14 protein-coding genes and 1 pseudogene are annotated in these 16305 nt (G+C 30.9%); 12 read left to right on the top strand and 3 right to left on the bottom strand.

Features of this window, described 5'->3' with window-relative positions; genetic code table 11:
* Positions 1 to 64 precede the first annotated feature (64 nt).
* On the bottom strand, positions 65 to 571 hold the full coding sequence (gene msrA, locus NSQ15_RS06965) for a peptide-methionine (S)-S-oxide reductase MsrA (RefSeq protein WP_029055389.1): 507 nt from the start codon (positions 569 to 571) through the stop codon (positions 65 to 67).
* A 136-nt stretch (positions 572 to 707) separates the two neighbouring features.
* Here msrA and NSQ15_RS06960 point away from each other — a divergent pair, with 136 nt between their 5' ends.
* Positions 708 to 1712, top strand: coding sequence for an LCP family protein (locus NSQ15_RS06960; RefSeq protein ID WP_017636419.1), 1005 nt, complete (start codon positions 708 to 710; stop codon positions 1710 to 1712).
* Positions 1713 to 1768: 56 nt separating this feature from the next.
* Here NSQ15_RS06960 and NSQ15_RS06955 read toward each other — a convergent pair whose 3' ends face one another.
* A complete protein-coding gene (locus NSQ15_RS06955) occupies positions 1769 to 1954 on the bottom strand; it encodes a 2-hydroxymuconate tautomerase (protein WP_017636418.1) in 186 nt (61 codons plus the stop codon).
* A gap of 150 nt (positions 1955 to 2104) precedes the next feature.
* On the opposite strand from NSQ15_RS06955, the gene NSQ15_RS06950 reads away from it, so the two are divergent.
* Complete coding sequence (locus NSQ15_RS06950) at positions 2105 to 3367, top strand: Y-family DNA polymerase (protein WP_070451232.1); 1263 nt, start codon at positions 2105 to 2107, stop codon at positions 3365 to 3367.
* A 101-nt stretch (positions 3368 to 3468) separates the two neighbouring features.
* On the opposite strand, the gene NSQ15_RS06945 is transcribed toward NSQ15_RS06950, so the two are convergent.
* Entirely contained in the window at positions 3469 to 4560 is a 1092-nt protein-coding gene (locus tag NSQ15_RS06945) for a prephenate dehydrogenase (protein ID WP_070451230.1), read from the bottom strand.
* Positions 4561 to 4704: 144 nt separating this feature from the next.
* Between NSQ15_RS06945 and NSQ15_RS06940 the strand changes: the two genes are divergently transcribed.
* From NSQ15_RS06940 to NSQ15_RS06895, 10 genes and pseudogenes are all read left to right on the top strand, one after another.
* Entirely contained in the window at positions 4705 to 5739 is a 1035-nt protein-coding gene (locus tag NSQ15_RS06940) for a M42 family metallopeptidase (RefSeq protein WP_070451228.1), read from the top strand.
* Positions 5740 to 6328: 589 nt separating this feature from the next.
* Positions 6329 to 7735, top strand: coding sequence for an anthranilate synthase component I (locus tag NSQ15_RS06935; RefSeq protein WP_124760157.1), 1407 nt, complete (start codon positions 6329 to 6331; stop codon positions 7733 to 7735).
* Entirely contained in the window at positions 7732 to 8307 is a 576-nt protein-coding gene (locus tag NSQ15_RS06930; protein ID WP_070451223.1) for an anthranilate synthase component II, read from the top strand. Before NSQ15_RS06935 ends, NSQ15_RS06930 begins: the two co-directional genes overlap by 4 nt.
* The gene (gene trpD / locus NSQ15_RS06925) at positions 8308 to 9306 is read left to right on the top strand and encodes an anthranilate phosphoribosyltransferase (RefSeq protein WP_070451221.1); all 999 of its coding nucleotides are present in this window, start codon (positions 8308 to 8310) and stop codon (positions 9304 to 9306) included.
* On the top strand, positions 9307 to 10110 hold the full coding sequence (trpC, locus tag NSQ15_RS06920; protein WP_029055386.1) for an indole-3-glycerol phosphate synthase TrpC: 804 nt from the start codon (positions 9307 to 9309) through the stop codon (positions 10108 to 10110).
* Positions 10101 to 10721, top strand: a complete 621-nt coding sequence (locus NSQ15_RS06915; protein WP_217193891.1) for a phosphoribosylanthranilate isomerase — start codon at positions 10101 to 10103, stop codon at positions 10719 to 10721. The genes trpC and NSQ15_RS06915 overlap by 10 nt, the downstream gene beginning before the upstream one ends.
* Before the next feature lie 3 nt (positions 10722 to 10724).
* A pseudogene (gene trpB / locus NSQ15_RS06910) lies at positions 10725 to 11944 on the top strand (tryptophan synthase subunit beta).
* A complete protein-coding gene (gene trpA, locus NSQ15_RS06905; protein ID WP_029055384.1) occupies positions 11937 to 12665 on the top strand; it encodes a tryptophan synthase subunit alpha in 729 nt (242 codons plus the stop codon). The pseudogene trpB and the gene trpA overlap by 8 nt, the downstream one beginning before the upstream one ends.
* A gap of 474 nt (positions 12666 to 13139) precedes the next feature.
* Positions 13140 to 14396 carry an aminoacyltransferase gene (locus NSQ15_RS06900; RefSeq protein WP_029055383.1) on the top strand — a complete coding sequence of 419 codons (1257 nt, stop codon included), beginning with the start codon at positions 13140 to 13142 and terminating at the stop codon, positions 14394 to 14396.
* A gap of 42 nt (positions 14397 to 14438) precedes the next feature.
* Positions 14439 to 15698 carry an aminoacyltransferase gene (locus NSQ15_RS06895; RefSeq protein WP_070451219.1) on the top strand — a complete coding sequence of 420 codons (1260 nt, stop codon included), beginning with the start codon at positions 14439 to 14441 and terminating at the stop codon, positions 15696 to 15698.
* The last annotated feature ends 607 nt before the right edge of the window (positions 15699 to 16305 follow it).

The following is a 16305-nucleotide window of genomic DNA, read 5'->3' as shown; positions in this document are numbered from 1 at the left end:
GAAAATAAATGATTTCATCAATCGCTATTTTTGTATGTTTATACAACTTTCTCTGAATTAACAGTTAGTCTTTTTTATAATTTTTACGATCTTGTTCTTCTTTAGCATATCTTTCAGGTTGTTTCTTATAAAAATCTTGATGATATGCTTCTGCTTCATAAAACGTCGTTGCAGGTAAAATTTTAGTAGCAATCGCTTTATCAGCGTTGATTGTATTTTGCATTGCCTTGATATAGTCTTCGGCTAGTTTCTTTTGATGTTCATTGGAATAGAAAATCGCCGTTTGATATTGAGAACCTCTATCTTGAAATTGTCCTTCATCATCTAAAGGATCAATTACAGAAAAAAAGATTTCTAATAATTTATTGTATGAGAATAATGCGACATCATATTCTACTTTTACAGTTTCATAGTGTCCAGTAGTGCCACTTTTAACCTGCTCGTATGTAGGATTAGCAATATCTCCACCCATATATCCTGATGTAACTTTTTCTATTCCATCAAATGTATCAAAAGGTTTCGTCATACACCAAAAGCACCCACCCGCAAAATATGCAGTATTTATATTCATTTATGACACCCTTTCATTGGACCTTAGTACCATTTATTAAAAAAACCCTTGCTTTTTGAATACTTTTTCTATAACGTTAATACATATTAATTATAGATGATAGTATTATAATTTTAAAGGTATAAGGTAGGTAAATATGAGAGACGAGAAGGATAACAGAGAAGAAACTGAGTATAAACGACAAGCAGGTACATCAACTACACCTTCTAGGCGACGAAAGAAAAAAAGAGTGCGCAAATTACCTTTTATTATTTTATTAATTTTAATTATCTTCATCATTATTATTGCTTATATTGTTCATGGATATAATAGTGGTGTGAAGTATGCTGAAAAGCATGCTAAAGACATTAAAGTACATCAATTTAACGGTCCAGTGAAAAACGACGGTAAAATTTCTGTATTGGTTTTAGGCGCAGATAAAGCTCAGGGTGGTAAATCACGTACAGACTCCATTATGGTTGTACAATATGATTACATTCATAAAAAAATGAAAATGATGTCAGTCATGCGTGATATATATGCAGACATACCTGGATATGATAAATATAAAATTAATGCTGCTTATTCTCTTGGTGGTCCAGAATTACTAAGAAAAACATTAAATAAAAATTTAGGAATTAATCCTGAATATTACGCAGTGGTTGATTTTACTGGTTTTGAAAAAATGATAGATGAATTAGAACCTAATGGTGTTCCTATAGATGTAGAAAAAGATATGTCTGAAAATATTGGAGTATCATTGAAAAAAGGTCATCATCGTTTAAATGGTAAAGAGTTACTTGGTTACGCAAGATTTCGTCATGATGCAGAAGGCGATTTCGGACGTGTACGTCGTCAGCAACAGGTGATGCAAACACTTAAATCTGAATTAGTGAATTTTGGTACAGTTGCTAAGCTACCTAAAGTAGCTGGTATTCTTCGAGGATATGTGAATACAGATATGCCTGATTCAGCTATGTTCCAAACTGGAATAAGCTTTGGTATTCGAGGAGACAAAAATGTTGATTCATTAACTGTTCCTATTAAAAATTCTTATCAAGATATTACTACTAATAACGATGGTAGTGCATTGCAAATTGATAAAGCAAAAAACAAAAAAGCAATTCAAGACTTTTTTGATGACAAAAATGATAAAAAATAATACGAATAAAGCCACGCACAAGTTGTTAAGTGCGTGGCTTTATTTTATTTATCAACTTATTGATCTGATTTTCTAACTCCTGCAACACCATAATGATTTTTCTTCATTTCTTCAATGACTACATGGATAGCCTCTCTATTAGCACCTGTTGTTCTTTCTACCGCTGATGTTACTTCTGTAACTAAGTCTTTAAGTTGTTCATCTGAACGACCTTCTAATAATTTAACGTTTACGATTGGCATATGTCATTCCTCCAATGATATTTATTACACTCTTAGTATAGCATGAATAGTTAATAAAAAAACATTTTCCTTTTAGAACGTTTGTTCGTTATATACTTGAATAAGAACATTTGTTCGTATATAATGAAAATGTATTAGGGAGGGGTAATGATGTATGACTATCATTTATTAGAAGATAGAGATGTACTATGTATTGATCAAAAGAGCTTTTTCGCAAGTGTGTCATGTATAGAAAAGGGATTGGATCCTTTAACAACAAAATTAGCAGTAGTTGCTGATACTAAAAGACAAGGCTCAGTCGTATTAGCTGCGACACCTAAACTTAAAGAACTAGGTGTTAAAACGGGATCAAGGTTATTTGAAATACCACATCGCAACGATATATATATTATTAATCCAAGTATGCGAAAGTATCTTAACGTTTCAGTAACTATATCTAAGATTGCTTTACGTTATGTGCCACCAGAAGATTTACATCAGTATAGTATTGACGAATTTTTTATGGATGTGACTGATAGTTACCATAGATTTAATTCAACCGTTCAAGCATTTTGTGAAAGATTACAGAAAGAAATTCATGAAGAAACAGGTATTAGATGTACTATTGGTATAGGTTCCAATATGTTACTAAGTAAGGTAGCAATGGATATTGAAGCCAAGCATACAAAAAACGGTATTGCTGAATGGCGTTATCAGCATGTACCAGAAAAGTTATGGCCAATTCAACCATTAAGAGAATTTTGGGGAATAAATAGAAAGACAGAAGCTAAATTAAATAAAAGAGGAATTTTTACTATAGGTGATTTAGCTCAATATCCGTATCAATATTTAAAAAGGGATTTTGGGATATTAGGTGTGGATATGCATCTTCATGCTAATGGTATTGATCAAAGTAAAATGAGAGAAAAATATAAAGTCAATAATCCATCAATATGTAAAAGTCAGATATTGATGAGAGATTATGAATTTGAAGAAGCCAAAGTTGTTATGCAAGAGTTAATTGAGGATGTAGCAAGTAGGGTTCGAGCAAGAAAACAATTGGCACGTACCATACACTTCTCATTTGGTTATAGTGATGAAGGTGGCGTACATAAGCAATATACCTTGGAAGAAGGAACTAATTTAGAAAAAGATATTTTCAAGGTAGTTAACTATTTTGCGAACAAATTGTGTGATAAACAAGCATTGTACCGGACATTAAGTGTGTCACTAACACAATTTATAAATGAGAATGAAAGACAAATGAACTTGTTTATTGACGAATATGAACGGAAACGAGACGAAAAATTAGCAAAAACGATTGACCATTTACATTTGAAATATGGAAAAGGTATTGTTTCCAAGGCAACATCGTATACAGAAGCTGGTACGAAACATGGACGACTAGGACTTATGGCAGGTCATAAAATGTAATAAAACGCTAATAGAAATATTATTTTTAAAACGTAATAAGCATATTTTAACCTGAGACGTATTAATTAAAGTCTCAGGTTAAAATCATTGAATCATAAATATTATTCAATATAAGTATCAAATTGACTTAGTGCTTGAATAGCACTTTCCCGATCTTCAGGAGTTTTAAAACTAATTTGTAAGGCACCATAAATATCTTCACGGACTTCTAAAATTTTAAGGTTGCTTATAGAAATATTATGTAAACCTAGAATGTGAGTAACTTTGCTAATCATACCCGGTTTATCCGGAATATCAACAAATAGATCATACGCCGTAGATAGCGCACCTCGTTGTTTAGCGGGTAGTTGATCTCTGTAATCTTTAGCATTAGCAAAAAATTGATAAATATCTTCAGATTTTGAAGATGAAATCATTGTCATAACAGAACTAATTTGATTTTGTAAATCTTCTAAAATATCTAGAATGAAAGTTTTATTATTTAATGTGATATCTTTCCACATCTCTGCATTACTACTAGCAATTCGAGTTATGTCACGGAATCCTCCTGCAGCTAATTGTTGTACTAAATGATGTTTTTCTACGTGGTCGGCACTTAAGTGAACTAGACTGGACGCGACTATATGTGGTACGTGACTAACAATACCAGTAACAAAGTCATGCTCATTAGCGTCAGTGAATATAAATTTAGCTAACGTTGATTTTAATAATTCTTGGATTTTCTCAGCAGCTTTCTTATTTTCCTTTTGATTAAAGACAAGTAAATAATAGGCATTTTCGAAAAGATGTTTTTTTGCATTTAATACGCCAGATTTATGACTACCAGCCATTGGATGACCACCAACTAGATGGATATCATGTTCTAACAACTCATTTTCAAAAGATTGAATTGTTGATTTAGTACTACCAGTATCTGTAACAATTAAATGGGGTTTGGTATTTAATTTAGTTAAATGTTTAAGATAGTAGACAGTTTGTTCAACAGGGGTAGCATAAATGATCATATCAGCATTTTCAACAGCTTGGGTATAATGAATAGCTTTGTTATCGATAATACCAATTGATAGTGCTTTATCTAACTGTGATTCGTCTGCATCGAAAGCTGTAATAGTAATGTCTTGATGATAATATTTTAAATTACTTGCTAAACTCCCACCAATCAAACCAAGTCCTACGAATAATATGTTTTTCATGAATGACCACCTATTTCGAAATTTTCAGAATACTAATATTGTAAAAGACGAGAGCAACGGAATCAATAGAAATATATATTAGAATATATTAGTTAAATAGTCTAAACTGAAACTAAACATATTATGCAGGAAAGGGTAAATAAGATGAGTAATATTTTACAAACTATAAAGACATTAACAGAAATTAATAGTCCATCAGGCAATGCTGAAAAAGCAATAAATTTTGTAAAGGATATAGCAGAAGATTTAGGTTATCAAACCGAACTCACTAACAAAGGTGCTTTGATTATAACAGTAGATGGAGACAATCAAAGTCAACAGCGATGTATTACAGCTCATGTTGATACATTAGGTGCAATGGTTAAAGAAATAAAAGAAAATGGAAGATTAGCTATAGATTTAATTGGAGGATTTCATTTTAATGCTATAGAAGGTGAGTATTGTGAAATCCAAACAGAATCTGGTGATGTCTATACAGGAACGATATGTTTACACGAAACGAGTGTACACGTATATAAAGATAATCATGAAATACCGAGAGATTTAGAACATATGGAAATAAGAATAGATGAAAAGACAAATTCAGTTCAAGAAACTAAAGATTTAGGTATTGAAGTAGGGGACTTTGTTAGCTTTGATCCTAGAACACAAATTACAACATCTGGTTTCATTAAGTCACGCCATCTTGATGATAAAGCAAGTGTAGCAATGATTATTGAGTTATTGAAAAAAATTAAGCAAGATAATATTAATTTACTTCATACTACACAGTTTTATATTTCTAATAATGAAGAAATTGGCTATGGTGCAAATGCGTCACTTTCAAATAACATTGTGGATTTTATTGCGTTAGATATGGGCGCTTTAGGTGATGGACAATCATCTGATGAATATACAGTTTCAATATGTGCAAAAGATAGCTCAGGCCCATACCATAAAGGATTGAGATCTCAATTAGTACAATTATGCAAATTAAATGCCATACCATATAAAGTAGATATTTATCCTTATTATACTTCTGATGCTACAACAGCACTGAAAGCAGGAGCTGATATTCGCCACGGGTTATTTGGAGCTGGAATAGAATCTTCACATGCATTAGAAATAACACATATTGAATCTATTGAAGCAACACAGAATCTTTTGTATGCGTATTGTATGTCGCAAATTTCAAAATAAATTTTGATTTTACGTTGACAAATATTAGAGTGGAATGTATTATACTAAATAATTAGAATTGTTAAACAATTCGGAAGATAAAGTAGCGAATGTGATTTGTAGCAAATAGAAAGCTAATGGTTAATGTAAATTAGCACAACATATTCAGTGAATTGGGCTTTCGAATATAAAATTAAATAGTATAAAAGTGAGCAATAATAATTTGTTAACTAAGGTGGCACCACGGTAACGCGTCCTTATTGATTTTACGCGTTTCGTGGTGCTTTTTTCATTGGTGCAAAATGTAGTAGTTTGTAGCAAGGTAGTGACAGAAAGTTAGTGTGTGATGAGAACTAACACCTCTATAAATGAAATTGGGTTTTGCAAATAAAGACAAATAATTAAATAAAGAAAATGAGTGAACGTTTAATATTCTGAATGTTAAGAATATTACGTTAATTAAGGTGGTACCACGCGTCAGCGTCCTTTTATAGGAGGCTGATTTTTATTTGCATAAAAATCATTCTTCAGAAATAAGCAATCTAATAAAACAAACTAAAAGATAAACATGAGTAAGAAAGCAATATTAATCATAAAGGAGTATTCAAAAGTGGAAATATATTATGAAAAGCTACAAGCCAATATAACACCAGAAACTTTAGCTCAACTCAAAAACCGAAAAATCATTTTAGAAAGTTCGAGTCAGAATAAACTTAAGGGAAGGTATTCCATTGTTGTATTTGATAGTTATGGACAAATCACGCTAGATAACAATCAAGTTCATATTAGTACTCAACACAAAAACGAATCTATAACAGAGAAACCATATCAATATTTAAAACAATTTGTTAATCAGTACTATGAAGATATAGAAGATAAAAGTTTACAAGAATTACCTTTTATCTCAGGTTTTATTGGAACATGCAGTTTTGATTTAGTAAGACATGAATTTCCTAAATTACAAAACATAAATTTAGATGATCATCCACAACATGATGTTAATTTTCACATGATAGAAGACGTTTATATATTTGATCATTACAAAGAAGAATTATATGTCATTAGTACAAATCTATTCTCTCAAGTAGCTCGAGAAAAATTAATTACACGTGTAAAGGAAAGAATCAATCAACTCAAAACGATTCAAGTATATCAACCAAGTATTCAATTTAAACCTAAGGACAAACAAATAGAAACCAACATAAGTGAACAACATTTCATGGAAATTGTCAGTGATTTTAAAAAGAAAATAACTGAAGGGGACATGTTTCAAGTGGTACCTTCAAGGATTTATCGCTATAAACATCATTTTGAAAATCAACGTCAATCATTATCATTTCAGTTATATCAAAATTTAAAAAGACAAAATCCAAGTCCATACATGTATTACATCAATATGAGTGAACCAATTATTGTAGGTAGTTCGCCTGAAAGTTTTGTAAAAGTGCATGATGGTTTAGTTGAAACCAACCCAATTGCTGGAACTATCAAAAGAGGACGGACACTAGAAGAAGATGAAGCTAATGCACATCAGCTCATTAATGACGAAAAAGAACGCAGCGAACATAGTATGTTAGTAGACTTAGGTAGAAATGATATTCACAGGATATGCCGAAATGGAACGTCTCATATTAAGAAATTGATGGAAATAGAGAAATATGAACACGTAATGCATATAGTAAGCGAAGTCACAGGGCAAATTAAAAAAGATATTTCACCAATGTCTGTGATAGCAAGTTTATTACCAACCGGAACAGTTTCTGGTGCACCAAAACTAAGAGCAATACAAAGAATTTATGAAGTTATGCCCAACAAACGTGGTGTATACAGTGGTGGCATTGGTTATATCAATTGTAATCACAACTTAGACTTTGCACTTGCAATACGAACAATGATGATTGATGACACATATATCAATGTAGAAGCAGGTTGTGGCGTTGTTTATGATTCTGAACCACAGAAGGAATTAGAAGAAACTAAATTAAAAGCTAAAAGTTTATTGGAGGTGTCACCATGATATTAATTGTCGATAATTATGACTCATTTACTTATAACTTAGTTGATATCGTCACGCAGTATATGCCAAACGAAGATGATGTCACTGTATTATATCCAGATGATGAAAAGGTAATGAATCAAGATGTAGATGGTGTCATTATTTCACCTGGACCAGGCCATCCATTGGATAATAAATGGTTAGTTAATATTATTGAACGTTATAAAGATAAACCCATACTTGGCGTTTGTTTAGGAGCACAAGCACTCACGTGTTATTACGACGGAAAAGTAATACAAGGTGAAACTGTAATGCATGGAAAAGTAGATGAAATAAAGCAAAATGGTACCTCCATACTATATAGAGACTTACCTCTAAACTTTAATGTCATGCGATACCACTCATTAGTTAGTGACGCAAAACATTTTCCTAAGTCACTAATTATAACTGGAACAACAAATGATTGTATCCAGTCATTTGAACACGAAAATCAATTGCATTTTGGAATTCAATATCATCCAGAATCTTTTGCAACAGAACACGGAGAAGATATTATTAAAAACTTTATTAATTTAGCAGTAAAGGGTGATTAGATGGAAATTTTACAACAACTAGAAAAGAAACAACACTTAAATGAAGAAGATATGAAATCATTTATAAATTTAATGATTAATCCAGAAGTTGAAAATCAAGTTAAATATAAGGCATTAAAAACATATACTGATAAAGAAATGCAGCAAACGGAGTTAACATTTTTAGCTAAAAGTTTAATTAAAACAATGTATAAAGAACAACCTTATTATGAAGGCGCAATGTGTGTATGTGGTACGGGAGGGGACAAGTCAGGAAGTTTTAATATTTCGACGACCGCTTCATTTATAGTTGCTAGTGCAGGAGCTTTAATTGTGAAGCACGGAAACAAGAGTATCACTTCTAATTCTGGAAGCACAGATTTACTCAATCAATTAAATATAAATACTACAAAAGTTAACGATGTGATTAACACATTACAACAATATAACTTAGCATTTGTCAGCGCTACAGAATCCTATCCAATTATGAAATATATTCAACCTATTAGAAAAATGATGTCAAAGCCAACTATTTTCAATCTAGTGGGACTGTTAATTAATCCATTTAAATTAACATACCAAGTAATGGGTATTTATGATCCCAATCAATTAGGTAATGTTGCACAAACAGTAAAATACTTAGGTCGTAAGAAAGCAATCGTACTTCACGGGGCAGGAGGTATGGATGAAGCAAGTTTATCAGGAGAAAACTTAATTTATGAAGTAACCACAGGTAAAGATATAGAAACATATACTATTAATGCAAAAGACTTCGGATTACGCAATGCTTCTAACAATACTTTAAAAGGCGGCACACCTGAGGAAAATAAAGCAATTACAGTAAATATATTGAATGGACAAGATCATACAAGTAAACGAGATGTTGTTGTGTTGAATGCAGGTATAGCTTTATATGTTGCAGAAAAAGTTAATGATATCCAGACAGGTATCAATCTTGCTCAATACTTAATAGATAGTGGCTTAGCAATGAAACAATATTTAAGAATGGTGGGAAATTAAATGACAATTTTAGATGAAATTGTAAGTTATAAAAAGAAATTATTATCGTCTCATTATTATCAAGAAAAATTAATATCACTCAAATCATACAACAATGATCACACGCCACACCTAAAGAAAAAAACATTAAAAGAAAGTTTAGCTAATGATAACCAACTTTCTATCATTGCAGAAATAAAATCTAAAAGTCCTTCTGTAAATCAATTACCAGAACGAGATTTATCACAGCAAATTAAAGACTATGAAAAGTATGGGGCAAATGCAATATCAATTCTAACTGATGAACAATATTTTGGTGGAAGCTTTGAAAGGTTACAAAAGTTAGCACCACAAACAACATTACCCATTTTATGTAAGGATTTTATCATTGATGAAATTCAAATAGATGTAGCAAAAACTGCAGGGGCGTCGATTATTTTGCTTATTGTTAATATATTGTCTGACGAACAACTTCAACGATTATACCAATATGCGACACAACTCAATTTAGAAGTGTTAGTAGAAGTTCATGACAAAGATGAACTTAATAGAGCGTATCAAATACAGCCAGAAATAATAGGAATTAATAATAGAGACTTAAAGCAATTTGTAACTGATGTTAATCATACAAATGACATTTTAGCAGAAAGGAAAGATGGATTTTATTATATTTCTGAGAGTGGCATTCATAATAAGTCTGATATAGAACAAATTATTAACTCAGGTATCGATGGATTACTTATTGGAGAAGCTTTAATGAAATGTGATGATTTAAGTCAATTTCTACCAACACTTAAGTTAAACAAGGTGAAATCATGTATTTAAAATTTTGTGGATTCAGATATGAAGACGATGTGAAAAAGGCAATTGAATGTAATATCGATGCGATAGGATTTATTCATTTTTCCAAAAGTCGACGTCATCTAGAAATTAATGAAATCAAGCATTTGTCAGCGCTTGTTCCTGAGAAAATACAACGTGTAGTTGTTGTAGTGAATCCAGATAAGCAGCAAATCCAACAAATAGTTACGCTTACTAATATTGATATAATCCAATTTCATGGTAATGAAAACATTGAACTTATCAAATGGGTTAAACACCAATATCCAAATATTAAAATTTTTAAAGCGTTACCCGCTACTCAAGACCTCAATAGTCAACTTGATTTATATAAACCGTATGTTGATTTATTTATTATAGATACACCATCTATTGAATATGGTGGTACAGGTCAAACTTTTGATTGGAATTTAATAAAACATATTGAAGATACACCATTTTTAATAGCAGGTGGTCTCAATGATGAACATATTAAGACGATTCAACATATGCCTTTAAAACATTTAGGTTATGATATCGCCTCTGGTATTGAAACAAATGAACGAAAAGATAAACGCAAAATGAAAACAATCTTTAATATAGTGAAAGGGGAATGAGTTATGATTAAACAAATACAAACGGAAGCAGATGAATTAGGGTTCTTTGGAGAATATGGTGGACAATATGTACCGGAGACATTAATGCCAGCAATCATAGAACTAAAACAAGCATACCAAAAAGCTAAAAATGATCAAAAATTTCAAGATGAACTTCAATATTATTTAAAAGAATATGTGGGTAGAGAAACACCCTTAACTTATGCCAAAGCATATACAGAGCAATTAGGTGGAGCAAAAATTTATTTAAAAAGAGAAGACCTTAACCACACTGGTGCGCATAAAATTAATAATGCACTTGGACAAGCACTGTTAGCAAAACGTATGGGTAAACGTAAACTGGTAGCTGAAACAGGTGCTGGACAACATGGTGTGGCTAGTGCAACAGTTGCTGCATTATTCGATATGGAACTCATTGTCTTTATGGGAAAAGAAGATATTCAAAGACAACAATTAAATGTCTTTAGAATGGAATTGTTAGGCGCTAAAGTTGTTTCGGTTGAAGAAGGTCAAGGCACTTTATCAGATGCAGTAAACAAAGCATTGCAATATTGGGTTAGTCATGTTGAAGATACACATTATCTTTTAGGATCTGCATTAGGGCCAGATCCATTTCCAACAATAGTTAGAGATTTACAAAGCGTAATAGGAAAAGAAATTAAATCTCAAATATTGAACAAAGAAAATCGATTACCGGATGCAATCGTTGCTTGTATTGGTGGTGGCTCTAATGCTATCGGCACATTTTATCCATTTATTCAAGATGAAGTGAAACTATATGGTGTTGAAGCAGCAGGTAAAGGCAAAAATACTGATAAACATGCACTTGCAATTGGTAAAGGGAATCCTGGAGTTTTACATGGTGCCAAAATGTATTTAATTCAAGATAAGCATGGACAAGTGCAATTAGCACATTCCATTTCAGCTGGTTTAGATTATCCAGGTATTGGTCCTGAGCATTCTTATTATAACGACATTGGACGTGTAACTTATACCGAAGCTAGTGATGAACAGGCTATGGAAGCTTTAATACGTTTCACTAAAGCTGAAGGAATTATTCCAGCCATTGAAAGTGCGCATGCATTAAGTTATGTAGAAAGACTAGCCTAGCTCCAACTATGAATAAAGATGACATCATTGTTGTAACACTTTCTGGTCGTGGTGATAAAGATATGAATACGATACGTCAATACACACAACAAAGAGGTGACACAAATGAGTAAACTATTTATTCCATATATTATGGGCAATTCTAAAATGATAGAACATATGAAAGTGTTGAGTCAGTGTGGCGCAGATATTATTGAAGTTGGTGTACCATTTTCAGATCCAGTGGCAGATGGACCGACAATAATGGAAGCTGGTGGAAAAGCTATAGAAGAAGGTATTACAATTGAATACATTTTCGAGCAACTAGAATTACATCAATTAGAAATTAAAAGTCAGTATGTGTTAATGACTTACTATAATATTATTTGTAATTACGGTGAAAAAGCATTTTTTGAAGCTTGTCAACGAGCAGGTGTTTATGGAGTGATTATACCTGATTTACCGTTTGAACTTGCTCAAAAATTAAAACAACAAACATATGAAAGTAATGTGAAAATAATTCCTTTAATTGCTATGACAACGTCTGAAGAACGAATGAAACTAATAGCTGAAAAAGCTGAAGGTTTTATTTACACTGTTACAATGAATGCAACTACTGGAAAAAATGGTGAATTCCATCCAGAGTTAAAATCCAAACTTAATTTAATTAAACGAACTGCTCAAGTTCCGGTTGTCGCTGGTTTTGGAATTAGAAATGTGCAACATGTTAAAGATATTTCACAAATAGCAGATGGTGTAGTTATAGGTAGTGAAATAGTAAGACGCTTCGCTAATGATTCAACTGAAGAGAATATTAAATATTTCAATTCGATACGACATGCACTAAATCAATAATTTAAATGGATTTTAATTCATAGCATGATAAATCAGAAAATGTAATTATAAAGGATATATGTAATTTAATACACGTATTATGATAGAACTTAATCAAATTGCATAAATTTTACAATGTTTTAAGGGAAGTCATTGGCAATAGGTTTGTAAATGCATTAAAATAATAGATGATAATACATTAATAGTATGGGTTTATATATTTAACTCATACTATTATTTATTACAATTAGTCAAAATAAGTTGAAAAAGGTTATGAAAGGCATTCTTAATATTATTAAAACAATTATTTTTAAGGTGTACCAGTAATAACTTATATGGACACCATAAATAGCAATATTTATATTGCACATATTTAAGTATTATTAGATATTATATACATAGAAAGTAACATCATTTGAACATAGTATAATTTGAACTTAAATCGAATTCTTAACAGAGATAAAAATAGAGATAAAAACAATAGGAGTTATGATAATGAAGTTTACAAACTTAACAGCGAAGGAATTTGGCGATTTTACAGACCAAATGCCTTACACCCATTTCACACAAATGATAGGTAACTATGAATTGAAACTTGCTGAAGGTACAGAGTCACATTTAGTTGGTATTAAGAATAATGACAATGAAGTCATTGCAGCATGTTTACTAACAGCAGTACCAGTGTTGAAATTCTTCAAGTATTTCTATACTAATAGAGGTCCAGTCATTGATTATGATAATAAAGAATTAGTTCATTACTTTTTTAATGAATTAACTAAATATGTTAAAAAACATAACTGTCTTTATTTAAGAGTAGATCCGTATGTACCGTATCAATATTTAAATCATGATGGGGAAGTCCTTGGAAATGCCGGCCATGATTGGATATTTGATAAAATGAAATCACTAGGGTTTAAACATGAAGGTTTTCATAAAGGCTTTCATCCAGTATTACAAGTTAGATATCATTCAGTATTAGACTTAAAAGACAAGACTGCTAAAGATGTTTTAGACGGAATGGATAATTTACGTAAACGTAATACTAAAAAGGTACAAAAAAATGGTGTGAAAGTTAAATTCTTATCCGAAGAAGAATTACCAATATTTAGATCATTTATGGAAGATACATCAGAAACTAAAGAATTCCAAGATAGAGACGATAATTATTATTATGATCGTTTTAAACATTTCAAAGATCGAGTTTTAGTGCCATTAGCATATATTAATTTTGATGAATATATTGAAGAGTTAAATAATGAAAAAGAGACACTAAACAAAGATTTAAATAAAGCCATCAAAGATATTGAAAAGCGCCCAGATAATAAAAAATCACATAATAAAAAGGCTAACTTAGAGCAACAAATAGCTGCTAATCAACAGAAATTAGATGAAGCACAACGACTTCAAGCAGAACATGGTAATGAATTACCAATTTCTGCAGGTTACTTCTTTATTAATCCTTTCGAGGTTGTTTACTATGCAGGCGGTACGTCAAACAAATATCGACACTTCGCAGGTAGTTATGCTGTACAATGGACAATGATTAATTATGCACTAGAACATGGCATCAACCGTTATAATTTCTATGGAATCAGTGGGGACTTCACAGAAGATGCAGAAGATGCTGGTGTAATCAAATTTAAAAAAGGCTATAATGCTGATGTCATTGAATATGTAGGAGATTTTCTTAAACCAATAAATAAACCTATGTACACTGTTTATACTACATTAAAGAAATTACTTAAAAAATAAACATAAATAATAAATTTTTATTAGGAAGGGAATTATCTAAATATGAAATTTACAGAGTTGACAGTTAAAGAATTTGAGAACTTTGTACAAAATCCATCTTTAGAAAGTCATTATTTTCAAGTAAAAGAAAATATTGCTACTCGTGAAACAGATGGTTTTCAGGTTGTATTATTAGGTATAAAAGATGAAAGTAATAAGGTCATTGCAGCAAGTCTATTTTCTAAAATTCCAACAATGGGTAGTTACGTTTATTATTCAAACCGCGGCCCTGTTATGGATTATTCTGACTTAGGACTAGTTGACTTTTATTTGAGAGAGTTAGAAAAATACTTACAACAACATCAATGTTTATATGTCAAAATGGATCCATATTGGATTTATCAAATTTATGATAAAGATATTAAACCTCTAGATAATCATGAAAAAAATGATGCACTCGTTAATTTATTTAAATCACATGGCTATGAGCATCATGGATTTACAACAACATATGATAATTTCAGTCAAGTAAGATGGATGGGTGTATTAAATTTAGAAGGAAAAACACCAGCATCATTGAAAAAAGAATTTGATAGTCAACGTAAAAGAAATATTAATAAAGCGATAAACTACGGAGTTAAAGTAAGATTTTTAAGTAGGGACGAATTTGATATCTTCTTAGAACTTTATCGTGAAACTGAAGAAAGAACTGGTTTTGCTTCTAAAACGGATCAATACTTTTATAATTTTATAGACCATTATGGAGATAAAGTATTAGTTCCTTTAGCATATATTGATTTAGATGAATATATTGAATCATTACAGCATTCACTAAATGATAAAGAAAGCCGCCGCGATCAAATGATGGCTAACGAAAATAAAAGTGATAAGCAACTTAAAAAAATTAGTGAGTTAGACAAACAAATTGAGCATGACAAAAAAGAAATGCTTCAAGCGAGTGAAATTCGTCAAACTGATGGTTCAATATTGAATCTTGCTTCAGGTGTATACTTTGCTAATGCTTATGAAGTTAACTATTTCTCAGGTGGTTCATCAGAAAAATTCAATCAATACATGGGTCCATACATGATGCATTGGTTCATGATTAATTATTGCTTCGATAATGGCTATGATCGTTACAATTTTTATGGCTTATCTGGTGATTTTACTGAAAATAGTGAGGACTACGGTGTTTATCGCTTTAAACGAGGCTTTAATGTTCAAATTGAAGAGTTAATAGGAGATTTTTATAAGCCAATTAACAAAGTGAAATATTGGTTATTCACTACATTAGATCGTATTCGTAGAAAAGTGAAAAAGTAAGTTAAATAGAATAATTTATTGTATTTAAGAGGTTGGGGCCAGTGTCTCAATCTCTTTTAATATTTATCTACTTTATTCAAAAGTTAAAATCTACAAATAAATATTATAAAAATTCTAATTTTTATAATCATATTGCACCCTACTAAAATAATCATAGCATAATAGAATCGCTTAACAACAATAGTTATAGCGAAATTTTTAATAAATTAATTATAAGTAGAATATCACTAATATTAGCGGAAATATAACAAATTACGTACAGGAATGTTTAAAACTATTATTTAATTTACAAATATGTATAAATAGATTTGTGTTAATAATCGTGTACGGAAGTTTAGAGTTATATGATTTTATATGTTAAATTTCATTAATAATATATGTGTAAAAAGAATTCATATAGATGATTAATTGATAATATCAATAGATATGTCAGTTATGCGATATGACATAAGCTGAAGTTTGTAGCATTTATTGGTATCTCACATAATAGTCTTAGTTTCTGTGAGATTATAACAGTTAGCATTTAATAGAAATTATTTGATGGTCTGTATCAAAGTAATAATTTATCTTATATTGAGATTAACAAGCTAATGGATATTATTAACTA

The sequence above is a fragment of the Staphylococcus sp. FSL W8-0774 genome (genome assembly GCF_038006785.1).
GTDB lineage: Bacteria > Bacillota > Bacilli > Staphylococcales > Staphylococcaceae > Staphylococcus > Staphylococcus pasteuri.
The sequence above is the reverse complement of the archived record's forward strand: the minus strand, read 5'-3'. Positions and strand labels throughout refer to the sequence as shown.